This is a genomic window from Stenotrophomonas pictorum JCM 9942 (genome assembly GCF_001431585.1).
Taxonomy (GTDB): domain Bacteria; phylum Pseudomonadota; class Gammaproteobacteria; order Xanthomonadales; family Xanthomonadaceae; genus Stenotrophomonas; species Stenotrophomonas pictorum.
In genome coordinates this window covers 39,233-63,084 of the sequence record NZ_LLXS01000017.1, presented here as the reverse complement: position 1 = coordinate 63,084, position 23,852 = coordinate 39,233, and the positions used below count along the sequence as shown (strand labels likewise).

The window sequence follows — 23,852 nt, the reverse complement described above, 5'->3', positions numbered from 1 at the left end:
TACTGAAGTGATTGATACCCCGTTTCCGCTCGAACCCACCGCCGCCGATGCCCAGGCCACGATCGCCGAAGAGTTCTCCTTCTTCGGGGACTGGTCCGAACGCTACCAGTACCTGATCGATCTGGGCCGCAAGCTGCCCACCTTCCCGGAGGAATGGAAGAGTGAGGAACATCGCCTGCACGGCTGCCAGTCAATGGTGTGGATCGTTCCGGAAGGCAACGCCGACAAGCTGGTCTTCCATGCGGTCAGTGACTCGGCCATCGTCTCGGGCCTGATCTACCTGGCACTGCGCGTCTACTCCGGCCGCTCGGCCGCGGAAATCCTGGCCACCGCCCCGGACTACGTCGCCGCTATCGGCCTGGCCAAGCACCTGTCACCCACCCGCAGCAACGGCCTGGCCGCCATGCTGGCCTTCATCCGGGATACCGCCCAAGCGCAGCAGCAGTGAGCGCTGCAACGGACAGCAGCCCTGGCGCGATCCTGCGCCAGCCCGGCTTCGCCCAGCTGCTGGCCTACCGCATCACGGCGATGCTGTCCTACCAGATCGTCGCGATCACGGTCGGCTGGCACATCTACGAGATCACCCGCAATCCATTTTCACTGGGCCTGATCGGCCTGGCCGAAGTGCTGCCCTACTTCTGCGTGGCGCCGTTTGCCGGCTACCTGGTCGACCATCTGCCGCGGCGCAAACTCGGCATGGCCGCCAGCCTCGGCCTGATCGCCACCGCTGCGGTGCTGGTGATGGTGACCAACGGCTGGCTTCCGTTCAAAGGCACCTGGCCGATCTACCTGGCCATCGCCCTGACCGGCGTGGTGCGCGCCTTCCTCTCGCCGGTCTACAACGCGCTGTTCGCCCGGGTGCTCGCGCGTGGACAGTTCGCACGCGGCGCCGGCTTCGGCAGCGTGGTGTTCCAGGCCGGCATGGTGCTTGGCCCCGCCCTGGGCGGCCTCCTCGTGGCCTGGGGCGGCAAGAGCCTGTCCTATGGCGTGGCCGCGGTGATGGCGACACTGGCGCTGCTCGCACTGGCATCGCTGCGCGTCAGCGAACCGGCGCCGCCGCAGTCGCGCGCACCGATTTTCGCCAGCATCGCCGAGGGCGCGCGCTTCGTGCTGGGCAACCAGATCATGCTCGGCGCGATGGCGCTGGACATGTTCTCGGTACTGCTCGGCGGTGTCGTCGCGATGCTGCCGGCCTTCATCCGGGAAATCCTGCATCACGGTCCGGAAGGCCTGGGCATCCTGCGCGCGGCGCCGGCGCTGGGCTCGATCTGCGTCGGACTATGGCTTGCCCGCCGCCCGCTGCAACGCCATGCCGGACGGGTCCTGCTGTTGGCCGTGGCCGGCTTTGGCCTGTGCGTGATCGGCTTCGGGCTGTCACAGCACTTCTGGCTGTCCGCGGCCATCCTGCTGTTCTACGGTGCCTTCGACGGCGTCTCGGTGGTGGTGCGTTCGACCATCCTGCAGCTGGCCACTCCCGACGAGATGCGCGGTCGCGTCTCCTCGATCAACGGCCTGTTCATCAGCTCATCCAATGAACTGGGCGCGTTCTATGCCGGCAGCATGGCGCGCCTGCTCGGGCTGGTGCCTGCCGCGGTGATCGGCGGCTGCGCGGTACTGGGCGTGGCCGGCATCACCGCATGGAAAGCGCCGCAATTGCGGCGCCTGGACCTGCGTGACCTGCAATAAGCCTCAGGCCTGCGCCCGGGCCCATTCGGCATAGAGCCCCTCCTCCCCCGCCGGCGGCAACGACTGCAACCCCGAGTCCACTGCGGCCGGGCCCGCCGCCAGACGCGCGTAGACCGCAGCGGTCGACAATCCGAACGGCTGCGCGTCCTCGTTGGAGTAGGCGAACCATGCCCGCTCGATGCCGCACAGGTACATCGCCGCCAGACACATCGGGCACGGATGGCCGCTGGCGTAGATCACACACCCCTCCAGCCGCGGGCTTTGCAGGCGCGCACTGGCGTGGCGGATCGCCCGCATCTCGGCGTGATCGGTGGGATCGTGACTGGCGTGGATGCTGTTGGCCGCCTCGGCCAGCACCTGCCCGTCCTTGACCAGTACCGCGCCAAACGGGCGCCCGCCCGCGGCGATGTTGTCGCGGGCCAGCGCCACCGCGCGACGCATGAAAACTTCGGCATCAGACATTGCGTCTCTCCTCAACAAGGAAACCCCGCCGTGGCGGGGTTCCGGATGGCATCAGCGGTGCGGCGGGACTTATTCGCCCTGCTGCTTCTGCAGATGCTCCCAGCGCTCCTGCGCATCGATCGTGCGCTCGGCGGTGAGACGGGCTTCCAGGCGGTCCAGGCCGATTTCCTCGCCGGTATCCACGCAGTAGCCGTAATCACCGGCTTCCAGACGCTTGAGCGTGCTGTCGATCTTGCCGATCAGTTTGCGGTAGCGGTCACGGGTACGCAGCTCGAGCGAGTTCTCGGTCTCGCGCGTGGCACGCTCGGCCTCGTCACCGATATCACGCACTTCTTCGCGCAGGTTCTCGATGGTCTGCTTCGATTCCTCGACCAGATCAGCGCGCCAGTCCTGCAGACGCTGGCGGAAGTATTCCTGCTGCAGCGCGCTCATGTATTCCTCATCCGCCGACGGCTTGTAGCCCTCCGGCAGGATCGGACGACCGGTGGCGTCATCGACTTTGTATTCCACCACCTTGTATTTGCTGCGCGGAGCCGGAGCGGCCGAGCGTGCGGTGACGGCCACGGCGACCTTGCCGACCGGACGGACGGCAACAGGCGCAGCGGACTTGACGGGGGCCTTGACGGAATTTTTTACGTGGGATTTCGGTGCAGACACGGGATTCTTGGATTGCGGGGTCTTGGTCGCAGGCGATGGCTTGGCGGCAACCGGTTGGGTAACCGGAGCTGCGGCCGTCTTGGCGACGTTGACCGGGACAGACTTGGCCGTCACCGGCTTGGGAGCCGGCTTCGGTACGGACTTGGCCGCGGGCTTGGCGACGGGGGTTTTGACTGCCTTGGCCACGGCGGGCTTGGCAGGCACTTTCTTGGCAACAGGAGCTGGAGCGGGCTTGCTGGCGACCTTTTTGACCGGCGCGGCGACCGGCTTGGCCACCTTCTTGACGGCCTTCTTGGCTGCCGGTGCCGCCTTCTTGGCTACCACCTTCTTGACCGGAGCCGCCTTGGCTACGGTCTTCTTGGCTACGGTCTTCTTGGCGGGAGCCTTCTTGACCGGCGCCTTCTTGGCTACCACCTTCTTTGCTACCACTTTTTTGGCGGACGCCTTCTTGGCTGCCGGCTTGGCGGCCTTGGTGACCGGCTTCTTCGCAACTGGCTTGGACACCGCCTTCGTTACTGCAGGCTTGGCGGTTTTCTTGGCGGCCTTGACGGCCTTCTTTGCAGTTTTTTTAGCAGCCACGAAACGCTCTTCCTTGTTTCCCCCGGGGCCCGGGAAAGCGGGCCTTTATAGCCTACCCGACCAGCAGCGGCAACCGCGCCAGCCCGTTCAATCTGAACGGATGCTCGACACGTGCAGAATCGGTTCGATGGTGTCACCGGACCGTTCGCGCAGTTCGGAACCTGACCAAGCGCATCAGCGCGCCCGGCGGGCCGCTGAAGCAGCAACGCCACATCGGCAACCCTCGCGCATCCTGCGACAAATCCTGCGGCAATGCCAACTGGCATATCATTAACGGGTGATCGGCCGCCTTCTCATTGCCGTACTGCGCTTGTACAAGCGCCTCATCAGCCCCCTGCTCGGGCCGCGCTGCCGTTTTGTCCCCAGTTGCTCCGAATACGGGATGGAAGCCATCTCCGTCCATGGCCCGTTGCGTGGCTGCTGGTTGACGCTGCGACGGCTGGGGCGTTGCCACCCGTTCCATCCGGGCGGCCTCGACTCCGTCCCCAAGCGCGCCGACGACCCCTCTTGCCGCTGCACAGGAAAACACTGACATGCCCTCCACGCTCATCCGCAATGCCCGCATGGTCAACGAAGGCCGCACCTTCAACGGCGACCTGCGCATCGAGAACGACCGCATCGCGCAGATCGGCAGCGGCCTGACCCCGCGTGACGGTGAGCAGGTGGTGGATGCGGCCGGGCGCTGGCTGCTGCCGGGCATGATCGATGACCAGGTGCACTTCCGCGAACCGGGCCTGACCCACAAGGGCGACATCGCCAGCGAATCGGCCGCGGCCGTGGCCGGCGGCCTGACCAGCTTCATGGACATGCCCAACACCAACCCGCCGACCCTGGATTCGACCATCCTCGAAGCCAAGTACGAACTGGCCAAAGGCCGGGCCTGGGCCAATTACGGTTTCTATCACGGCGCCAGCAACGACAACCTCGATGCGATCCGCGCCCTGGACCCGAAGAAGGCACCAGGCGTGAAGGTGTTCATGGGAGCCTCCACCGGCAACATGCTGGTCGACAACCCGGAAACCCTGGACGCGATCTTCCGCGAATGCCCGACCCCGATCATCACGCACTGCGAAGACACGCCGATGATCGACGCCAACCTGAAGGCCTTCCAGGAAAAGTACGGCGATGCGCTGACCCCGGAGATGCACCCGGATATCCGCTCGCGTGAGGCCTGCCTCAAATCCACCCGACTGGCGATGTCGCTGGCACGCAAGCACGGTACCCGCCTGCACGTGCTGCACATCTCCACCGCCGACGAATTGGCGCTGTTCGAGAAGGGTCCGCTGATCCGCGCCGACGGCAGCCGCAAGCAGATCACCGCCGAGACCTGCGTGCACTTCCTGCACTTCGCCCGCCCCGATTACGCGACCAAGGGCAACCTGATCAAGTGCAACCCGGCGATCAAGGACGTGTCCGACCGCGAGGCGATCACCGCCGCGCTGGCCGATGACGTGCTGGACGTGCTGGCCACCGACCACGCCCCGCATACCTGGGAAGAGAAGCAGAAGCCCTACGCGCAGGCACCGTCCGGCCTGCCGCTGGTGCAGTACGCGCTGGTCGCGGCGCTGGAGCGCGTGCACGAGGGCAAGCTCACCCGCGAACAGGTGGTACAGAAGTTCGCCCACGCTCCGGCGCAGCTGTTCGACGTGGAAGAACGCGGCTTCCTGCGCGAAGGCTATTTCGCCGATCTGGTACTGGTGGAAGATGTGCCGTTCACGGTGAAGCGCGAGGACGTGCTGTCCAAGTGCGGCTGGTCGCCGTTTGAAGGCACCACCTTCCGCTCGCGCATCGCCTCCACCTGGGTCAACGGCCAGCGGGTGTGGGATGGCAGCAAGCTGGTCGGTGCACCGGCCGGCCAGCGCATGACCTACGATCGTTGATGCGCAAGGTATTTCTGTTCGGGGCGCTGCTGCTGGCCACGCCCCTGCTCACCGCGCCGGCGGCACAGGCGCAGGATGACATCGGCAACCTGCTCGACAGCCGCGTGGTGTTCCCGGCCAGCGTTTCGCAGGGTGCGATGGTGATCGGCAAGGTGCCGGCCGGCAGCACGGTCCGCTACGCGGGCCGCGAGCTGCGGGTCAGCGGTTATGGCAGCGTGGTGCTCGGTGTCGGACGCGATGAAAAGGGCCCGTTGCAGGTACAGGTGCAGCGCCCGGAGGGCGGCAGCGAGACCATTTCAATCGTGGTGACTGCGCGTGACTGGCCGACCGAGCACGTCAATGGCGTACCGCCGAAGACGGTGAATCCGCCGCCGGCCATCGCCGAACGCATTGCCCGCGAGCAGGCGCTGGTGACCGAATCACGCAAGCGTGATGACAACCGCACCGACTTCACCCAGACCTTCCTCTGGCCGGTACAGGGGCGCATCAGCGGCCGCTTCGGCAACGCCCGCGTTTACAACGGGCAACCCGGCGCCGGCCATTCGGGCATGGATATCGCCGCCGCCACCGGTACCCCGGTGAAGGCCCCGGCGGCCGGCATCGTCACCTTCGCCAACCCGGACCTGTACCTGACCGGCGGCACCCTGGTGCTGGATCATGGCTTCGGCATCAGCTCCAACTTCCTGCACCTGTCGCGGATCGACGTGAAGGTGGGCGACCGCATCGCGCAGGGGCAGACCGTTGCCGCCGTCGGTGCCACCGGACGAGCGACCGGACCACACCTGCATTGGGGGATGAACTGGTTCGACACCCGCATCGATCCACTGCTTGTGCTGGAACGCGGCAAGTAACCGCCGAGCATTCACCACACGGGCATGCGGCAGCGCGCCCGCGCACTCACGCCACTGAACGCCCGCGGATGCGGGGCGGCGCGTTCGTGGTGATTTGACACACAACGCTCAACCGCGCGCAGCCCACCAGCTGCGCCACAGCAGTCCCGCCGGGCTGGGCTGATACTCGCCACCGCGCAGGCGGGCCTGCAGGCGGCCACGCGCCAGGGCCGCGTAGATGCGGCGCGGCCGCGGACCGGGCACACGGGCCGGCCAGCCGGCCTGCAGCACCTTCTCCCACGCCGTTTCGCCACTGAACTCCTGCGGCGCGGCGGCCACACCCAACTCCTGCACACGTTGCGCCAGGGTCTGCGTCAGCACCGCGTCGGCGGCAGCCGGCAGCGACGCCGTGTTGAACACGGCCGCTTCCACCGCGGCAACGGCCGCAGCATAGGCCGACAGACTGCTGCGCGCCTGCGCCGCGTCAGCCGGACGTGCCCGGGCAGCGATCAGGCCAGGCAAGGCGTCGGCCAACTGCGCCCAGGGCGCACGCACCGGTTCCAGCACCCGCCCCAGCGGATGACGCGAACGCTGCGTGTTCCAGCTGCGCAGCTCCTCGCCCCACCAGGCCAGCTTGGCATCGACCGGCGTGGTATCACCGGTTGTATTGAGCATGTCATCGAACTCCTGCAGCAGCGCGAACCACGCCACCGCACGGGCACGATCGGCCTCATCGACGAAACGCTCCACGAAGGTCCATTCCGGCCACCGCGCACGCCATTTGTCCAGGAAGCTGTCCAGCGCACTACTCACGTCATACCTCGAATAATTGGATCAGACCGAAGCCCGATAAACGGTCGGCCACGCCGCCGGCTGGCACAGTTCATGTGGCAGCGTGCAGATGCGGTTGGCCTCCCAGGTGGCCGGGTCATCGTCGTCCAGCCGGTACCCCCACAACGCCGCCACCGAGGGCATCCCGGCTGCACGGGCGGCGACGATATCGCGCTCGTCATCGCCCACGTAGACACAGCTCGTCACGGCCATACCGATGCGTTGCGCCGCCACCTGCAATGGCAGCGGGTGCGGCTTGCGTTCGGCCAGCGTGTCACCGCCGATCAGTACTGCGCAACGTTGCTCCCAGCCCAGCTGCGGCACGATCAGCCGCGCCAGATACTCCGGCTTGTTGGTGACAATGCCCCAGCGGGCACCGGCCTGTTCCAACGCCTCGAGCATCGGCTCGATACCGTCGAACAGGCGCGCGTACTGGCCGATCAGCGACTCGTAGATGTCCAGGAATTCCGGGATCAGCGCATGCCGCTCGCTCTCTGCCATCTGCGGGAAGGCCACTTCCAGCATCGCCCGCGAGCCTTTGGACACTACCGGCCGCAGCTGCTCCGGAGCCACCGGCGGCATCTGTCGCGCCTCGCGCATACGGTTGGCGGTGGCGACGAAATCCGGTGCACTGTCCAGCAAGGTGCCGTCCAGATCGAACAGCACCGCCGCCGGAAACGCCGCCGAAGTCATGCCTGTTCCGGTTTGACCGCGTAGGCCAGGTAATTGATGTCGGTGCGGCTGCTCAGGCGGGCGCGGTTGCGCCACGGCTCGTAGGCCATGCCGGACACGTCCTGCAGCGACAGGTCGGCCTCGCGCAACCATGCGCCCAGCTCGGCCGGCTTGATGAATTCCTGGTAGTGGTGCGTGCCCTTGGGCAGCAACCGGGCAATGTACTCGGCGCCGACAATGGCCACCGCAAAGGCCGCCGCGGTGCGGTTGATGGTGGACAGGAACAGCTTGCCGCCCGGACGCAGCAGGCGCTGGCAGGCGGCGATGATCGCGCCCGGGTCCGGCACGTGCTCGAGCATTTCCATGCAGGTGACCACGTCGAACGCACCGGGCTGCTCGGCGGCCAGATCCTCGGCGGCCTGCACCCGGTAATAGACCTGCACGCCCGACTCCAGGCCATGCAGGCGCGCGACCTTGACCAGTTCCGGCGCCAGATCGATCGCGGTGACGTTCGCGCCTTCTTTGGCCAGCGCCTCGCTGAGCAGGCCGCCGCCGCAGCCGATGTCCAGCACCTTGGCGCCGCGCAGCATGACGCGATCGGAAACGTATTTCAGCCGCACCGGGTTGAGCGCGTGCAGCGGCTTTTGCGGGCCATCCGCGTCCCACCAGCGGTTGGCCAGCGCGGCGAACTTGTCCAGTTCGGCCTGATCGAAATTGGTGGAGCTGGAAGCTGCGCTCATATCGGTTTCCTCTTGCGGCCGCGCGTGGCGGCCGGTTGCGCGGTCAGGCGCGGATGGTACGGATGCGGTCGCGCCACTGGCGCGCATTGGCGGTGATCGCGGCAATGTCCATATCGACCAGCTGACGCTGGACCAGCTTGGGCCTGCCTGCAATCCAGACATCGCTGACCTGGTGGCGACCGGCGGCATACACCAGCTGCGACAGCACGTGATGCAGGGGTTGGGTCTCCAGCGCCGACAGGTCCACGCAGGCCAGATCGGCCTGTTTGCCGACCTCGATCGAGCCGATGCGGTCGCCAAAGCCCAGCGCGCGTGCGCCGCCCAGCGTGGCCGCACGCAACGTGGTCGCCGCATCCAGCGCGGTGGCATCGTTAGCCACAGCCTTGGCCAGGATCGCCGCGGTGCGGTTCTCGCTGAACATGTCCAGATCGTTGTTGCTGGCGCAGCCGTCGGTACCGATGGCCAGGTTCACGCCGGCCTTTGCCAGCGCGCAGGCCGGGCAGAAGCCCGAGGCCAGCTTCAGATTCGATTCCGGACAATGCACCACGCTGACGCCCCGTTCGGCGCACAGGTGGATCTCGGCCTCGGTCAGCTGAGTCATATGCACCGCGATCAGGCGCTCGTTGACCAGCCCCAGCCGGTCCAGCCGCGCCAGCGGGCGCTGGCCGTGCAGCTTGATCGAGTCGCTGACTTCCTGCGCGGTTTCATGCGTGTGCAGATGCACCCGCATATCGAGCTGGTCGGACAGCATCCGCACCCGCTCGAAGTTGGCATCGTTCACCGTATAGGGCGCGTGTGGCGCAAACGCGGTGCCGATCAGCGCATCGCCGCGCCAGGCATCGTGCAGCTCGGCGGCACGGGCGAAGTATTCATCATCGCTCCTGGCCCAGGCGCTGGGGAAATCGATGATCACCGAACCCACCAGCGCGCGGAAGCCGTGCTGCCGGTACACCGCAGCCTGCACGTCGGCGAAGAAGTAGTTCTCGTTGGCGCAGGTGGTGCCACCGCGCAGCATCTCGGCAATGGCCAGACGGGTGCCATCGGCGACGAACTCCGGTCCGATCACCGCCGCTTCCACCGGCCAGATGTGCTCGCGCAGCCACGTCATCAATGGCAGGTCGTCGGCCACGCCACGCAGCAGCGTCATCGGGTTGTGCGTGTGCGCATTGACCAGGCCCGGGATCAGCGCCGCTTCCGGGCGCGACACCACTTCTTTGGCCCTGAATCGCTGGCGCGCTTCGGCGCGCGGCAACACTGCCACGATCGTGCCATCGGCCACCGCCACGGCGTGGTCTTCCAGCACCACCGCATGCGGCTCGATCGGCACCACGTAACCGGCTTCGATCAGAAGATCACATGGCTGGGGTTGCACTTCACTCACGGTCATCACCACCTACAGGACAGGTTCCGGCGGACGCCGGATGCGAACAGGCGCCGCATCCCCCACACCTGCAGCGCGAAGCTGTGGGTGAAGGGTGGCGGCGCCTGCATCGTGTTGCTTACTTGACGCGCGCGGAGTATTCGCCCGAACGCGTATCAACCTTGATGATTTCATCCTGGTTGACGAACAGCGGCACACGGACCACCGCCCCGGTCTCCAGCGTGGCCGGTTTGCCGCCGCCACCGGAGGTGTCACCCCGCACGCCCGGATCGGTCTCGGTGATCTTCAGTTCGACGAAGTTCGGCGGCTGCACGAAGATCGGCTGGCCGTTGAACAGCGTGACCACGCAGTCCTCCTCGCCCTTGAGCCACTTCTCGGCGCCGCCCATGCCGGCCTTGTCGGCCTGCACCTGCTCGAAGGATTCCGGATCCATGAAGTGCCAGTACTCGCCATCGGCGTACAGGAAGCGCATGTCGGTATCGACCACGTCCGCGGCTTCCAGATCGTCGGTCGCCTTCATGGTGATTTCCTGCACGCGGCCGGACCGGATCAGACGGTACTTGACGCGCGTGAACGCCTGGCCCTTGCCCGGCTTGACGTATTCGGTATCGGTGATGACCGCTGGTTCGTTATTGACCAGGATCTTCATCCCGTTCTTGACGTCATTCATGCCGTAAGTGGCCATACTGAAACTCCTGGAAAAGACGAAACCGCCGCGGGGAGCGGCCGGCCGGATTAGAATGGAACGCCCGCCGTCAGGTGGGGCATCTGTTTTCTGACCGCCAATGATAACCGCAGCCCCCGCCCTCACTCCAGAAAAAGCCGTCATCCCCTTGCCTGCGCCCCGCTGGCAGGAGCACTGGCGGCAGGCGATCCGCGACCCGGCCCAGCTGCTGGCGGCGCTGGCGCTGGATCCCCAGGAGCTGGGAGTTTCGGCCGAGGCACTGGCGCAGTTCCCGCTGCGGGTACCGCGCAGCTTTGTGGCGCGGATGCGGCGCGCGGACCCGTCCGATCCGCTGTTGCGGCAGGTGCTGCCGATTGACGCGGAAATGCAGGTCGTCCCCGGATTCAGTTTCGATGCGGTCGGCGATGGGGCCGCCAAGAAGGCCACCGGCGTGATCCAGAAGTACCGTGGCCGCGCCCTGCTGGTCGCCACCGGCAGCTGCGCCATCCATTGCCGCTACTGCTTCCGCCGCCATTTCGACTATGCCGGGGAGAACGCCGCCCGCAACGGCTGGGAAGACGCGGTAGCCGCGATCGCCGCCGATCCCTCGATCGACGAGATCATCCTCTCCGGCGGCGATCCGCTGTCGCTGACTACCGCCAAACTGGCCGAACTGACCACCGCCCTGGCAGGCATCGCGCACATCAGGCGGCTGCGCATCCACAGCCGCCTGCCGGTGGTGTTGCCCGAGCGGGTGGATGAGGAGCTGGTGCAGTGGCTGGACCAGCTCCCTTGGCCGGTGGCGTTCGTGATCCACGCCAACCATGCGCAGGAATTCGACACGGCGGTGGATGCCGCGCTCGCCCGCCTGCGCGGCACCGGTGCCCAGCTGCTGAACCAGGCCGTGCTGCTGCGCGGGGTCAATGACGACCTGGATGCCCTGGCCGCATTGAGCGAACGCAGCTTCGCCGCCGGGGTATTGCCGTATTACCTGCATCAACTGGACCGGGTGCAGGGTGTGGCCCATTTCGAAGTCAGCGACGAGCGCGCAACCGCCCTGCATGCCGGGCTGATGGCCCGGCTGTCAGGCTACTTGGTGCCGAAACTGGTGCGCGAACTTCCCGGCGATACCAGCAAACGTCCACTCTGATTCAGCAGGACTCGATGACGGTCGCGTCGATCAGGCGCACCAGATCGTCCGTCTCCAGCGGGCGGCTGAGCCAGTAGCCCTGGGCCAGATCGCAGCCACGCTGCTCCAGCAGATCGAACTGGCCCTGCTGCTCGATACCCTCGGCCACCACGGTGATGCCCAGCGCGTGGGCCATGGCGATGATCGCCGTGGTCAGCGCCAGATCATCCGGATCGCGCTGCAGGTCGGCGACAAAACTGCGGTCGATCTTGACCCCGTCCACCGGCACCTGGCGCAGATGGCTCAAGCCGGAGAAGCCGGTGCCGAAATCATCCAGCCACACCTTCACGCCGGTGCGATGCAGCTTTTCCAGCAAAGAGGCGGCCAGCATCTCATCGCCGATCACCGCCGTTTCGGTCAGCTCCAGATGCAAGCGCGAAGCGGCCAAGCCGGAACTGCGCAGACAACGCCCCACCTCGCCGATCAGATCGCCATTGCGCAACTGTCGCGGTGAAATGTTGACGGAGACAAACAGTTCCTCGCCGGACGCATTGCGCGGCCACTGCCGTGCCTGGTGGCAGGCCGCGTCCAGCACCTTGGGCCCGAGCTGCTGGATCAGCCCGCTTTGCTCGGCCACATCGATGAAGACCGTCGGTGGAATGGCGCCCAGCACCGGATGCTGCCAGCGCAGCAGCACTTCAGCGCCCACCAGCATGCGGTCGCGGGTACGGAATATCGGCTGATAGACCAGTCGCAGCTCGCCCCGATCCCATGCTCCGCGCAACTCCTGCTCCAGATGCAGGCGCCGCTCCACGGCGTGATCCATCGCCCGGTTGTAGTAGCGGAAACAGTTCTTGCCGGCCATCTTGGCCTGGTACATGGCGATGTCGCCGTTCTTGAGCAGCGCACTGGCATCACCGGCATCCTCCGGGAACAAGGTGATGCCAATGGAGCTGCCCAGGAAAATCTCGCGCCCCTGCACATTCAGCGCCTGCCCCAGATCACACACCAGGCGCTCGGCCAGCCGCGTGGCGGTACTGCCCGCCGCGCCACGGCCATCGCCGATCAGGATCACGAACTCATCACCACCAAAGCGCGCCAGCAGCGCCTCATCGTCGCCCTCCTGCTCCAGCGCGCCGGCGATGCGCTGGGCGAACTGCAGCAGCGCCTCGTCGCCCGCCTCGTGCCCCAGGGTGTCATTGACCCGCTTGAACTCATCGATATCGACAAACAGCAGGGCCAGGGCACCACCGGAGGCGCGCGCGCCCAGCAGCCGGTGATCGAGCGCCTCGCGAAACGCCAGCCGGTTGGTCAGCCCGGTCAGCGCATCGGTGTAGGCCATCTGCCGCACTTCCCGGTCATGCTTGGCAATGCTCTGGCTCATGCGGCCGAACGTGCGGATCAGCTCTCCCACCTCGCCGCCGAGCCGGGTGCTCTGCGCCTGCACCTGGTAATCGCCGGCCTCGATCTGTCGCGCCGCACTGCCCAGCCAGCGGATCGGGCGCACCAGCGTGCGCTGCACATACAAGCCCATCACGCAGGCAAAACCGATCAGCGCCGCCATCAGCAACAGTCCCCACCCCAGCTGCCGGCGCCCGCTCTCGCGCATGCGCAGTTCAAGCATCTGCAGGGCCTCGGCCTGTTGCGTCTGCATCTGCGACAGGCCCATCCCCAACCGCAACCCGCCAATCGGCTGCCCGCCAATGCGGATTGGCAGATCCACCTCCAGCACCGACGGCGATTCCTGCACCCGCAGCGCCGTGGCGGCGATCGCGCCCTGTGCCAGCGGGTCCTGCATCTGCCGCCCGTAGCTGGCCACGTCCATCGAACCGTCGTGGATCAAACGCCCCTCCGGATCATGCACCAGCACATAGCTGACCGCCTTCTGGCTGACGGTGTTGCGCACCACCGCGCCGATCGCATCCAGATCCGAGTAGTACAGCGGATTCACCAGCGCCTCCGCCAACGACTCGGCCAGCGCCACGCCCTGCTTGCGAACGCCCTGCTGCAGAACCTGTGCCACCACTTCGCCGCTGATCCGCAACACCTCGCGCTGCGTCGCGGCCTGCCGTGCCAGTATCAACGCCACAATCGCAGCGACCACCAGCAAGGCTCCGGCCATCGCGAGCAGGAAGCGCGCCTGCAATCCGAAGCGGATCTGTTTCATTCCACCTCCATCCGCACACGTACCAGACCGGCACGCAGGCGGGCCAGTGCACGCTGATTGGCAGGGTCCACGGCGTGGAAGCCGGTCGTGCCGAAAAACTTGTGCAGCGCCACCCTGGCCTGCGGATCCCGGCTGGCCTCCAGCAGCACCTCTTGCAACCGCCTGCGCACCGCCGGGTCCAGATCCCGCCGCACCATTTCCAGTGCACGCGGCAGCGGTTCGCTGCGATGGATCACCCGCAGGTCCGTACGGAACGCTGGCGGCACACTGCGCGCGTCCTCCCAGTCCAGGTTGCTGATCACGCCGGCATCGACCAGACGCTTGTGCACATAGGTGGAGATGTTCAATTCCGACCGGGCAAAGACATAGCCCACCGAATCGGCGGCGGGCACATCCTTCGGGCTGAGGAGTATTTCCGGCTGCACGCCGTGATCGAGCAAGGTCATCGCCGGCACCAGGTAGGCGCTGGTGGAGAGCACGCTCTGCATCGCCAGCGTGCGACCGCGCAGATCCTCCAACCGGGTGACCGGGCTGTCACGGCGGACGAAGAACACACTCCGATAGCTGCTGACGCCGTTGCGCTCGGTCAGCAGCAGCGGCCGTGCGCCGGCACGCTGCTCCAGTGCCATGCCGGTACCCGAGGTCTCGGTAACCCAGTCCACCCGGCCACGACGCAGGTAGCTGGCCATCTGCTGGGCATCCTTGGCCATCAGTATCCGGCCCTCACGGATCCCCACATCACGCATGCGCGGGACGACGTAGTCCAGCAGAGGCTTCAGCTGGTCATAGTGGGCCTTCGGATCATCGCTGATCCGCCCCAGTACCAGCACCGAACGCTCCATCGCCGCTGCCGCGATTGGCTGCAGTGCAGCCAATGCCAGCGCGGCTCCCCACAGCCATCGCAGCACACCCAAAACGGCCACTCCCCTGTTGACCGTCCAAGCGTACCGGAAATCACGAAGCGTGATTCACCTCTCAGTCATGTCGCTGTGCGGCCAGCCGCGCCATGCGCTGCGCATCGGACAGGATGCCGCGCAGCAGTCGCACTTCCTGCTCGCTCAATTCGGCCTTCATGAACAGGCGCCGCAACTTGCGCATCGCCGATTCCGGCGCGCGGCCCTTGTGGAAATCGATCTGGTCCAGGGTATCGCCCAGCTGTCCGAACAGGCCTTCGATCTGCGAATGGCTGGCCGGCGTATCGTCCTGACCGGGGGGCTGATCGGCCGCTGCCAGCGGCGCGCCGCGGGGGCTTTCCAGCGCCGCCATACGCACCTCGTAGGCCAGCACCTGCACTGCAGCCGCCAGATTCAGCGAGCTGAACCCGGGATCCGACGGAATATGCACGGCGGCGTGGCACAGCTGCAGCTCGTCATTGGTCAGCCCCGTGCGCTCGCGACCGAACACGAACGCCACCTCCGCCGGTTCCCCCGCCTTGGCGACGGCCCGCTGCCCGGCGACTTCCGGCAGCAGCTCTTCCAGCTGCACCCGGCGCGCGCGCGCGGTGCAGCCCAGCACCAGGCGGCAATCGGCCACGGCCTCGGCCAGGGCCCCAAATACCGGGGCATCCCCCAGGACATCCTCGGCCCCGGCCGAACGGCGGAACGCGACGTCATCCAGCGGGTTCTCCGGGGCCACCAGCACCAGCCTCGACAGCCCCATGGTCTTCATGGCACGGGCCGCCGCACCGATATTGCCCGGATGCTGGGTGCCGACAAGAACAAAACGAATATGAGCGGAAGCAGACATGGCGGTAAAAAAAATCAGGAGCTGGACAGCGGTAGATGGTAAACTGCGCGACGGCCTTTGCGCCGACCTGCTCTTTTCCCCCGCCAATCCGATCTCTGCCTTCACGGGAGCCTTTCGCCATGCAGAAACCCGCCGTAACCGTCATGGTCAAGGCCGCACGCCTCGCCGGCAACGTCCTGCTCCGCAACATCAACAAGCTTGAAGCCCTGAACGTGGTACAGAAGGGTCGGATGGATTACGCCAGCGAAGTCGATGGCGATGCGGAAAAGGTCATTGTCAAGGAACTCAAGCGCGCCTACCCCGAATACGGCATTTTCGGCGAGGAAGGCGGCATCCAGGGCGTCAACCGCTTCATGTGGGTGATCGACCCGCTCGACGGCACCAGCAATTACCTGCGCGGCTTCCCGCACTACTGCGTCTCCATCGCCCTGGTCGAAAACGGCGAGCCGATCGACGCGGTGATTTTCGACCCGCTGCGCAACGAACTGTTCACTGCCAGCCGTGGCAATGGCGCCGTGCTCAACGACCGCCGTATCCGGGTGGCGGAGCGCAAGGATCTGGAAGGCACGATGATCCACACCGGTTTCGCGCCGCGTGAGCGTGCCCGCGCCAGCACCCAGCTCAAGACCGTCGACACCCTGCTGGTGCAGGCAGAAGACGTACGCCGCACCGGTTCGGCCGCATTGGACCTGGCCTATGTGGCCTGTGGCCGTGCCGATGCCTATTTCGAGGCCGGCGTGAAAGCCTGGGACATCGCCGCCGGCGTCCTGCTGGTGCGCGAAGCCGGTGGCAAGGTCTGCAACTACCGCGGCGCGACGCTGGCCCGCATGGATTCACGCGGCCCGGAAACCCAACAGGTGGTAGCTGGCAACATCAAGGTGTGCGAGGCGCTGCAGAAGGTGATCGTCAACACCGGCTACGCCGCTGAATTCGATCCGAAGTTCTGATCGAGACCGCTTGCGCGTTGATGAAACGGCACCCGCAAGGGTGCCGTTTTTGCTTGGGGTGTACACACCCATCCGGCGGGCGCAGCCAACCACACCGCGCTCCCGAAGCCGGCGCCGCGTGTCGCGACAATCCCATTGCCACTGCCGCGCCAATACGAAAAAACGCCCGGCATTGCCGGGCGTTCTCGCCAGAGGGTGCCCGAAGCCGGTCAGGCCACCGTCGAGGCCCGCAGCGCGGCGATGCGCTCATCCAGCGGCGGATGGCTAAGGAACAGCTTCTTGGCGGTGGAGCCGGCGATGCCGAACGCGGCGATCTGCGTGGGAAGCGTGCTCTGGCCGTGATTGAGCTTGAGCCGCTCCAGCGCGGCGATCATCTTCTGCCGGCCGGCCAGCGAGGCCCCGCCCTGGTCGGCGCGGAATTCGCGATGACGCGAGAACCACATCGCAATCACCGTCGCCCCCAGGCCGAACACCATCTCCAGCACGAACACGATGATGTAGTAGGCAAAGCCACGACCACCGCCTTCGCGATTGCCCGACAGCGCGCTGTCGATGACGCCGCCGACCACGCGGGCCAGCACGATCACAAAGGTGTTCAGCACGCCCTGCAGCAGCGCCATGGTGATCATGTCGCCGTTGGCGACGTGGGCGATTTCGTGGCCCAGCACGGCCTCGGCCTCGTCCTCGCTCATGTTGTGCAGCAGGCCGGTGGAGACCGCCACCAGTGCGTTGTTGCGGTTGGCGCCGGTGGCGAATGCGTTGATTTCCGGCGCGTCGTACACCGCCACTTCCGGCATGCCGATGCCCGCCGCCTTGGCCTGGCGGGCCACCGTATCCAGCAGCCAGCGCTCGGTCGGGTTGCGCGGCTCAGTGATCACCACCGCGCCGGTGCCGCGTTTGGCCATGAACTTGGACAGCAGCAGCGAGATGATCGAGCCGCCGAAGCCGAAGATGGCCGCCATGACCAGCAGGCCACTCATCTGCGAGGGATTCACGCCCGAAACGGACATGACAACACTGGCCAGGACCAGCACCGCCAGGTTGGTCAGAAGAAACAGCCCAATACGGGTAAACATGGGAAACATATCCGTGAGGATGGGAATGGCGTTAAATCTGCGGCGCGTACTGCTTGAATTCAAGCACCAATGTGACGGACGATTCAGTTTCGATGTCCTCCTCTGTTTACCGCGGCCGCTTCGCGCCCTCACCGACCGGTCCGCTCCACCTGGGATCCCTGCTGGCCGCCTTTGGCAGCTGGCTGCTGGCCCGCCATGCGGCAGGCCAATGGCTGGTGCGGATCGAGGACGTGGACCCGCCCCGCGAGGTTGCCGGTGCGGCCGACCGGCAACTGGCCACCCTCACGGCTTTCGGCTTGGTGTCCGACGCGCCGGTGCAGTACCAGAGCAGGCGGCACCCCCTCTATCGCGCGGCGATCAACACCCTGCTCGCACAACGCAAGGCCTTCTACTGCCACTGCAGCCGGGCCGATCTGGGCATGCAACATGGCATCCACCGCCATTGCGTGGCCAGCCAGATGCGCCCCCATCCGGCCATCCGTCTGCGCGTGCCGGACGGCAGCCGCATCGCCTTCGAAGATGCCCTGCAAGGCCGGATTGAACAGCAGGTGGATAGGGAGGTCGGTGACTTCGTCCTGCTGCGTGCCGATGGCTGCTGGGCGTACCAGCTGGCGGTGGTGGTGGACGACGCCGACCAGGGCATCAGCCACGTGGTGCGTGGCGCCGACCTGATCGACTCCACGCCGCGGCAGATCCTCCTGCAACGGGCGCTGGGCCTGCCGACACCCGCTTACCTGCACCTGCCGCTGGTAATGGGCAGCGACGGCCACAAGCTCTCAAAGTCCCTGGCCGCGCTGCCGGTGAACGCCGATCAGCCGTTACCGGTATTGCGCTGGCTGTGGGCGGCACTGGGCCAGCAGCCGGCCAGGATCGAGGCGGCGGTCACGCTGCCGGAGCTGCTGCAACAGGCCGTTGCGGGGTTTGAACCGGCACAGCTGCGCAAGAGCGGCTTGATCGCCGTCGATTCGCACCCGGCGTGAGCGCGGTTTCATTAGAATCACCCGCTCCCCTGCGAATCCGCCCTGGAGCACACCCCATGACATCCCGCGTTGCACTGGTCACCGGTGGTACCGGCGGCATCGGTTCCGCCATCTGCCAGCGCCTTGCCGACCAGGGACACCGGGTCGCCAGCAATTTCCGCAATGCCGAAAAGGCGCAGCAGTGGCAGCAGAAGATGCAGGCCAAGGGATATGACATCGCGCTGTTCGAAGGCGACGTGGCCGACCCCGCCAGCGGTCGCAGGCTGATCGATTCGGTGGAGGCGGCGCTCGGTCCGGTGGAGATCCTGATCAACAACGCCGGCATCACCCGCGACACCACCTTCCATCGCATGAGTGCCGAGCAGTGGCACGACGTGATCAACACCAACCTCAACTCGGTGTTCAACGTCACCCGCCCGGTGATTGAAGGCATGCGCAAACGCGGCTGGGGCCGGGTGATCCAGATCAGCTCGATCAACGGCCTGAAGGGCCAGTACGGCCAGGCCAACTACGCCGCAGCCAAGGCCGGCATGCACGGCTTCACCATTTCCCTGGCACGCGAGAACGCCGGTTTCGGCATCACCGTCAACACCATTTCCCCCGGCTATGTGGCCACCGACATGGTGATGGCGGTGCCCGAGGAGGTCCGCGCCAAAATCATCGCCGACATCCCCACCGGGCGCCTGGGCAAGCCGGAGGAGATCGCCTACGCGGTGGCGTTTCTGGTGGCCGAAGAGGCAGCCTGGATCACCGGCTCGAACCTGGATATCAACGGCGGCCACCACATGGGCTGGTAAGCCTCCACCCCTTGCTGCACGATGACCGCATTCCTTGCTGCGCAACAAATAACAATTCGCCGGCCTTTGCAACCCGTACGTTTGGCGGTTGCAAGCCCTGCTGCACTGCGCCATGCTGCGCCCATACCGTGACGAGTGACTGCTTAATGGCTGCGACCCGCATCATCAAGAAGTACCCCAACCGTCGGCTCTACGACACCGAGATTTCCAGCTACATCACCATCGAAGATGTGCGGCAGCTGATCCTGGATGGCGAGACCTTTGAAGTCCGTGACGCCAAGAGCGGTGAAGACCTGACCCGCTCGGTCCTGTTGCAGATCATCGCCGACAAGGAGCAGGACGGTGAGCCGATGCTGTCCACGCAGCTGTTGAGCCAGTTGATCCGTTTTTACGGCGATTCGTTGCAGGGCTTCATGGGCAACTATCTGGAGCGCAGCATGCAGGTGTTCCTGGACCAGCAGCAGCAATTCCGCCAGCAGATGGGCAACCTGCTCGGGCAGACGCCGTGGGCGATGATGAACCAGCTCACCGAGCGCAACCTAGAGCTGTGGCAGGAATTCCAGCGCAACATGGGAGGCGGTTTCGGCCGCCCTCCGGCCGCCTCCAACAAGCCGGCCGATCCACCGCCAGGCGCCACGGGCAACAAATCGCGCAGCAGCCGCTGACCCGCATCAAAAAGGCCGACGCAAGCGTCGGCCTTTTTGTATCTGATCTGCAGATGATTCAGCGCTTGGCCGGCTTGCACGCCGAACAGATCCGCTCGACCTTGTAGCCGCGCGCGCGCAGCTTCTCGACCACGCCATCACTGCCGAGCAGGTGCAACGCGCCCACCACCACCAGTGTGTCGCCCTGCCCTTGCTGCAACCAGGGCTGCAGCAAGGGCAGCCAAGCATCGTTGCGCTCCACATTGATCCGCCGATACAGCTCCGGATACTGCCGCTTCATCTGCGCGGCCATGTCGCGCCACAACACCCCGTCATCGCCGCGACGCCAGGCATCATGCAGTCGCCGGCTTTGGGCATCCCCCTCATCGGCCTGCTCCAGCGCTTCGCGCAGCAACTGGCGCTGCTCCTCGACGCTCATGCCGTCGAGCATGCTGATCTGCGCGGCGGCGCTCTCCAGTCCATCGGTCGGCTTGCCGGCCTTCGCGGCGCGCTCCATCAGATGCCGGTCCAGGCCTGATTGCGGATCCAGCCCCTGCCGGGCCATCTGCGCGATGCTGATGGTCAGGCCCACAAACCATGGCTTGAGGCCTGCCAGCCGCTCGACGGGCATGTTGTTATCGGCCGCCCAGGCCTGCAGCTGCTGCCAGGTGGCGTCATCAAGATCATCCTTGAGCTGGCGCCCGTCACGTCGCAGCGCCGCCTGCAGCATCTGCGTTGCCAGCTGCGGCGAGCCCATCTCCTCGGGCGAGAGCTCGAACAGCAGCCGTCGGGAAGCGGAAAACGCCGCGTCCACGTCCGCCGACACGGGATAGTCGGTGGGTTTGAGCATGTGGAAGGAACCCAGCAGGTACACCGCGCTGCCTTGCGCGCCACTGACCTTCCACAGCAACGGCACCGGTGGTGCCTGCGCCGCCTTCGCAACCGGCTCGGCCTGCCGGGCGATTGCAGCCAATGGCGCAACCAGCAGCATCGTGGTTGCCAGCAGCAGCCCCGCGCGCGTCATCCATTTCATCCTGCCGTCTCCTGCTTGGGTTTCACATAGGCTTTCTCGCCCGCCTCGACCAGCAGGTCCATGCGATTCTCCGGCGGCGGCAATGGACAGGTCGCAAACGGCGTGAACGCACACGGCGGGTTGTAGGCGCGATTGAAGTCGATTACCACCTGGCTGTCAGCATCCGGCACCTCCAGGTCGATGTAACGGCCGGCGGCATAGCTGCCACGGCCACTGGTGCGGTCGGCGAAAATGATCTGCAGCGGCCGGCCGGGTTCGCCCAGCGCCTCCAGCCGCCAGGTGCGGCCATCACGCTCGAATTCGACCGCGCCGGCGTTGGCCTGCTGCGTGGTTGTCCCGGTGATATCGACGATCGGCAGACTTTTGCCGGCATCGTGCGGCACGAAGCGGGCGGTGATACGCCAGCCCGGATCCTGCGCCCAATAGTCCAGATGGCCAAAGCCCGCACGCGCCGGCGCATCGGCATGTTTGACCCGCAGCGCATAGCGGCTGCCACGATGGATCAGGCTCAACGTGCCTTTGCCGTCATCGAACTGGATCAACGTCGGCTCGGCGGCGTCATCGCTGTGGAAGCGGATGCGGCCTTTCACCGGCACCCCGTCCACCTGCAGGCTTACGCCCGGCTCAGGGGTGAACCACAGCGCCTCGCCTTCGCGGGACACCATGCCCATGCGCGGCGGCCCCACCGCCAGGCGGATGCCGCTGGTGCTGCCACTGCCGATGTAATGCGCCTTGAGCTCCAGCCAGTGCAGGCCGACCAGGCTGGTCCAGCCATCGACCGCCAGCAGCTCGGTCAGGCGCTGCTCCCGCCACAACTGGTTGTCACGCACGAACCCGGCATCGGGCTTCGGCGCGGTGTGCCCGCGGTCCTCGTCCTTGCCGCCGCAACCGGCCAACAGCATCGCGGCGATCAGTGCCGCGCCCCCCCAATGTTTCATCTTCAACGCCCCCGCAGGAACCAGCGATCAATTTCAACCAGAGAAAAGCGCGCCCAGGTCGGACGGCCGTGATTGCATTGCCCGGAACGCTCGGTGATTTCCATATCGCGCAACAGCGCGTTCATTTCCGGCAAGCTCAGCCGCCGGTTGGCGCGTACCGCGCCATGGCAGGCCATCGTCGAGAGCAGCTCGTCGCGGGCACTGGCGATACGCCGGCTCTGGCCGTGCTCGCGCAGATCGGTGAGCACATCGCGCAACAGGCCTTCCGGCTCGGCTCTGGCCAGCAGTGCAGGAATGCTGCGCACATGCAGTGAACCCGGCCCGGAGCGGGTGATCTCGAAGCCGAGTTCGGCCAGCGTGGCCGCTTCGCGCTCGGCGGTATCGGCATCGCGCTCGCCCACCGCCAGGGTGATCGGCACCAGCAACGGCTGCGCGTGCAGGCCGATACCGTCATGGGCGGCTTTCAGGCGTTCGTAGCCGATACGTTCGTGCGCGGCATGCATGTCCACCACGATCAGCCCTTCAGCGTTCTCGGCCAGGATGTAGATGCCGTGCAGCTGGGCGATGGCGTAGCCCAACGGCGGCACGCCACTGTCGCCGGCGGTCGGCGGCAAAGCCGGACCAGCCTCGCCGACGGCCGGCACAATGCCGGCTGCAGGCGAGGAGTAGAGCGCCGCATAGGCCGAAGGCGCCTCGGCCACCTGCAGGCCAAGCGGCGATTGCTGTGCCTGCCAGTTGCCACTGCTTCCTGCACCCGCGCTGCCCGGCGGACGGCCCAGCACGTAGCCGCCGCCATAACCTGCCGGCGCGGCCCCCTGCCCGACCGCATCGGCCGGATGCGACGGCGCGATCGCACCAGGTTCCATGCCCGCGCGGGTTTCAGCCAGCGCCTCCTTGAGCGTGCGATAGACGAAATCGTGGATCAGCCGCGCATCGCGGAAGCGCACTTCGTGCTTGGCCGGGTGCACATTGACATCCACCCGCGCCGGGTCCAGTTCCAGAAACAGCACATACGCCGGCTGCCGGCCGTGATAGAGCACGTCGCCATAGGCCATCTTCACCCCATGGCTGACGCTGCGGTCGCGCACCGGGCGACCGTTGACGTACAGGTACTGCTGGTCGGCACTGGCGCGCGAATACTGCGGTTGGGCGATCCAGCCGTGCAGGCGCAGGCCGGCGGCGCTGTGGTCCACCCGCAACGCCTGCCGGGCGAAATCCTCGCCCAGTGTCTCGGCGAGACGGACATCCGAATACAGGTCGCCGGGCTTGTAGCGGCGCGAGGCCTTGCCGTTGTGCGAGACCCGCAGCTCGACATCCGGCCGCGCCAATGCCAGCGAACGCAGCCACTCTTCGATATGGCCCAGCTCGGTGCGCTCGGCGCGCAGGAACTTGCGCCGTGCCGGCACGTTGTAGAACAGCTCGCGCACCTCCACGGTGGTGCCCGGCGCATGCGCACGCGGCATCACTTCACCCAGCGTGCCGCCTTCGATCTGCAAGGCGGCGCCATGCTCATCAGCGGCGCGCCGCGAGGCCAGGGTGAAGCGGCTGACCGAGGCGATCGATGGCAACGCCTCCCCGCGGAAACCCAGTGTCGCCACCGATTCTAGATCATCCAGGCTGGCGATCTTGCTGGTGGCATGGCGCGACACCGCCAGCGGCAACTGCTCGGCGGCAATGCCACCGCCGTTGTCACGGATGCGGATCAGGCGCACCCCGCCTTCTTCAAGATCGATATCGACGCGGGTGGCACCGGCGTCGAGCGCGTTCTCGACCAGTTCTTTGACCACCGATGCGGGCCGTTCGACCACTTCGCCGGCGGCGATCTGGTTGATCAGGATCTCCGGCAGCGGACGGATCGAGTTCATACCGCACCGCCGGTAGCGCACGCCACAGTCAAGGTCGATGAGGGAAGTCGGGAGGAAATCAGGCTGACATCATGCATGCGCAGATGATAGCCGAGCCCGGCCAGCCCACCGCGCCGCAAGCGGACTTTGCAGCCCTGTCGGCAGCGCC

General features: G+C 66.2%; 24 protein-coding genes. 10 read left to right on the top strand and 14 right to left on the bottom strand.

The annotated features are described in order from the left end of the window. Nucleotides 1–7 precede the first annotated feature (7 nt). Nucleotides 8–448 carry a SufE family protein gene (locus tag ARC78_RS06785; protein ID WP_054657565.1) on the top strand — a complete coding sequence of 147 codons (441 nt, stop codon included), beginning with the start codon at nucleotides 8–10 and terminating at the stop codon, nucleotides 446–448. Continuing rightward, entirely contained in the window at nucleotides 445–1,686 is a 1,242-nt protein-coding gene (locus ARC78_RS06780) for an MFS transporter (RefSeq protein WP_054657567.1), read from the top strand. The genes ARC78_RS06785 and ARC78_RS06780 overlap by 4 nt, the downstream gene beginning before the upstream one ends. Before the next feature lie 3 nt (nucleotides 1,687–1,689). Here ARC78_RS06780 and ARC78_RS06775 read toward each other — a convergent pair whose 3' ends face one another. Beyond that, nucleotides 1,690–2,148 (bottom strand): nucleoside deaminase, encoded by a 459-nt coding sequence (locus tag ARC78_RS06775; RefSeq protein ID WP_054657569.1) that lies wholly within the window; start codon nucleotides 2,146–2,148, stop codon nucleotides 1,690–1,692. A gap of 69 nt (nucleotides 2,149–2,217) precedes the next feature. Next, nucleotides 2,218–3,384 carry an RNA polymerase-binding protein DksA gene (gene dksA / locus ARC78_RS06770; protein ID WP_057505974.1) on the bottom strand — a complete coding sequence of 389 codons (1,167 nt, stop codon included), beginning with the start codon at nucleotides 3,382–3,384 and terminating at the stop codon, nucleotides 2,218–2,220. Nucleotides 3,385–3,661: 277 nt separating this feature from the next. Here dksA and yidD point away from each other — a divergent pair, with 277 nt between their 5' ends. The 3 genes from yidD to ARC78_RS06755 are packed head-to-tail and all read left to right on the top strand — an operon-like array spanning nucleotide 3,662 to nucleotide 6,115. Beyond that, nucleotides 3,662–3,916: a membrane protein insertion efficiency factor YidD gene (gene yidD / locus ARC78_RS16295; RefSeq protein WP_083468388.1), complete on the top strand. Its 255-nt coding sequence runs from the start codon at nucleotides 3,662–3,664 to the stop codon at nucleotides 3,914–3,916. A gap of 1 nt (nucleotide 3,917) precedes the next feature. Continuing rightward, nucleotides 3,918–5,264: a dihydroorotase gene (locus tag ARC78_RS06760; RefSeq protein WP_054657573.1), complete on the top strand. Its 1,347-nt coding sequence runs from the start codon at nucleotides 3,918–3,920 to the stop codon at nucleotides 5,262–5,264. Next, complete coding sequence (locus tag ARC78_RS06755; protein ID WP_054657575.1) at nucleotides 5,264–6,115, top strand: M23 family metallopeptidase; 852 nt, start codon at nucleotides 5,264–5,266, stop codon at nucleotides 6,113–6,115. Before ARC78_RS06760 ends, ARC78_RS06755 begins: the two co-directional genes overlap by 1 nt. A 108-nt stretch (nucleotides 6,116–6,223) precedes the next feature. Here ARC78_RS06755 and ARC78_RS06750 read toward each other — a convergent pair whose 3' ends face one another. From ARC78_RS06750 to efp, 5 genes are all read right to left on the bottom strand, one after another. Next, nucleotides 6,224–6,907, bottom strand: a complete 684-nt coding sequence (locus tag ARC78_RS06750; protein ID WP_057505972.1) for an isoprenoid biosynthesis enzyme family protein — start codon at nucleotides 6,905–6,907, stop codon at nucleotides 6,224–6,226. 21 nt (nucleotides 6,908–6,928) lie between these two features. Then, nucleotides 6,929–7,618, bottom strand: coding sequence for a phosphoglycolate phosphatase (locus tag ARC78_RS06745; protein WP_054658687.1), 690 nt, complete (start codon nucleotides 7,616–7,618; stop codon nucleotides 6,929–6,931). Next, a complete protein-coding gene (gene ubiG, locus ARC78_RS06740) occupies nucleotides 7,615–8,337 on the bottom strand; it encodes a bifunctional 2-polyprenyl-6-hydroxyphenol methylase/3-demethylubiquinol 3-O-methyltransferase UbiG (RefSeq protein WP_057505971.1) in 723 nt (240 codons plus the stop codon). Before ubiG ends, ARC78_RS06745 begins: the two co-directional genes overlap by 4 nt. A 43-nt stretch (nucleotides 8,338–8,380) precedes the next feature. Further along, nucleotides 8,381–9,718 (bottom strand): TRZ/ATZ family hydrolase, encoded by a 1,338-nt coding sequence (locus ARC78_RS06735; protein WP_425480555.1) that lies wholly within the window; start codon nucleotides 9,716–9,718, stop codon nucleotides 8,381–8,383. 118 nt (nucleotides 9,719–9,836) lie between these two features. Next, nucleotides 9,837–10,403, bottom strand: a complete 567-nt coding sequence (gene efp / locus ARC78_RS06730) for an elongation factor P (protein WP_054658693.1) — start codon at nucleotides 10,401–10,403, stop codon at nucleotides 9,837–9,839. Between the two features lie 100 nt (nucleotides 10,404–10,503). On the opposite strand from efp, the gene epmB reads away from it, so the two are divergent. Then, complete coding sequence (epmB, locus tag ARC78_RS06725; RefSeq protein WP_054658695.1) at nucleotides 10,504–11,532, top strand: EF-P beta-lysylation protein EpmB; 1,029 nt, start codon at nucleotides 10,504–10,506, stop codon at nucleotides 11,530–11,532. Nucleotide 11,533: 1 nt separating this feature from the next. Here the strand turns inward: epmB and ARC78_RS06720 are convergent, their stop codons facing one another. Genes ARC78_RS06720 through ARC78_RS06710 form a run of 3 tightly spaced genes read right to left on the bottom strand, consistent with a single transcriptional unit; the run spans nucleotide 11,534 to nucleotide 15,424 of the window. Further along, the gene (locus tag ARC78_RS06720; RefSeq protein ID WP_054658697.1) at nucleotides 11,534–13,678 is read right to left on the bottom strand and encodes a putative bifunctional diguanylate cyclase/phosphodiesterase; all 2,145 of its coding nucleotides are present in this window, start codon (nucleotides 13,676–13,678) and stop codon (nucleotides 11,534–11,536) included. Continuing rightward, nucleotides 13,675–14,601, bottom strand: coding sequence for a phosphate/phosphite/phosphonate ABC transporter substrate-binding protein (locus ARC78_RS06715; protein WP_054658699.1), 927 nt, complete (start codon nucleotides 14,599–14,601; stop codon nucleotides 13,675–13,677). Before ARC78_RS06715 ends, ARC78_RS06720 begins: the two co-directional genes overlap by 4 nt. Before the next feature lie 52 nt (nucleotides 14,602–14,653). Continuing rightward, nucleotides 14,654–15,424, bottom strand: coding sequence for an RNA methyltransferase (locus ARC78_RS06710; protein WP_057505970.1), 771 nt, complete (start codon nucleotides 15,422–15,424; stop codon nucleotides 14,654–14,656). A gap of 119 nt (nucleotides 15,425–15,543) precedes the next feature. Here ARC78_RS06710 and ARC78_RS06705 point away from each other — a divergent pair, with 119 nt between their 5' ends. Beyond that, on the top strand, nucleotides 15,544–16,371 hold the full coding sequence (locus tag ARC78_RS06705) for an inositol monophosphatase family protein (protein ID WP_054658991.1): 828 nt from the start codon (nucleotides 15,544–15,546) through the stop codon (nucleotides 16,369–16,371). A gap of 209 nt (nucleotides 16,372–16,580) precedes the next feature. Here the strand turns inward: ARC78_RS06705 and htpX are convergent, their stop codons facing one another. Further along, nucleotides 16,581–17,447 carry a protease HtpX gene (htpX, locus tag ARC78_RS06700; protein WP_054658990.1) on the bottom strand — a complete coding sequence of 289 codons (867 nt, stop codon included), beginning with the start codon at nucleotides 17,445–17,447 and terminating at the stop codon, nucleotides 16,581–16,583. Between the two features lie 92 nt (nucleotides 17,448–17,539). Between htpX and gluQRS the strand changes: the two genes are divergently transcribed. The 3 genes from gluQRS to phaR all read left to right on the top strand — a co-directional run bounded on the left by gluQRS (nucleotide 17,540) and on the right by phaR (nucleotide 19,889). Continuing rightward, nucleotides 17,540–18,427 (top strand): tRNA glutamyl-Q(34) synthetase GluQRS, encoded by an 888-nt coding sequence (gene gluQRS, locus ARC78_RS06695; protein WP_054658989.1) that lies wholly within the window; start codon nucleotides 17,540–17,542, stop codon nucleotides 18,425–18,427. Nucleotides 18,428–18,483: 56 nt separating this feature from the next. Then, nucleotides 18,484–19,224, top strand: a complete 741-nt coding sequence (gene phbB, locus ARC78_RS06690; protein ID WP_054658988.1) for a beta-ketoacyl-ACP reductase — start codon at nucleotides 18,484–18,486, stop codon at nucleotides 19,222–19,224. Nucleotides 19,225–19,370: 146 nt separating this feature from the next. Next, nucleotides 19,371–19,889, top strand: a complete 519-nt coding sequence (gene phaR, locus ARC78_RS06685; RefSeq protein WP_054658987.1) for a polyhydroxyalkanoate synthesis repressor PhaR — start codon at nucleotides 19,371–19,373, stop codon at nucleotides 19,887–19,889. A 58-nt stretch (nucleotides 19,890–19,947) separates the two neighbouring features. Here the strand turns inward: phaR and ARC78_RS06680 are convergent, their stop codons facing one another. The 3 genes from ARC78_RS06680 to mutL are packed head-to-tail and all read right to left on the bottom strand — an operon-like array spanning nucleotide 19,948 to nucleotide 23,704. Beyond that, complete coding sequence (locus tag ARC78_RS06680; RefSeq protein WP_089153156.1) at nucleotides 19,948–20,901, bottom strand: TraB/GumN family protein; 954 nt, start codon at nucleotides 20,899–20,901, stop codon at nucleotides 19,948–19,950. Then, nucleotides 20,898–21,839: a DUF1684 domain-containing protein gene (locus ARC78_RS06675; protein WP_083468472.1), complete on the bottom strand. Its 942-nt coding sequence runs from the start codon at nucleotides 21,837–21,839 to the stop codon at nucleotides 20,898–20,900. Before ARC78_RS06675 ends, ARC78_RS06680 begins: the two co-directional genes overlap by 4 nt. A 2-nt stretch (nucleotides 21,840–21,841) precedes the next feature. After that, nucleotides 21,842–23,704: a DNA mismatch repair endonuclease MutL gene (gene mutL, locus ARC78_RS06670; protein ID WP_057505969.1), complete on the bottom strand. Its 1,863-nt coding sequence runs from the start codon at nucleotides 23,702–23,704 to the stop codon at nucleotides 21,842–21,844. Between the last annotated feature and the right edge of the window lie 148 nt (nucleotides 23,705–23,852).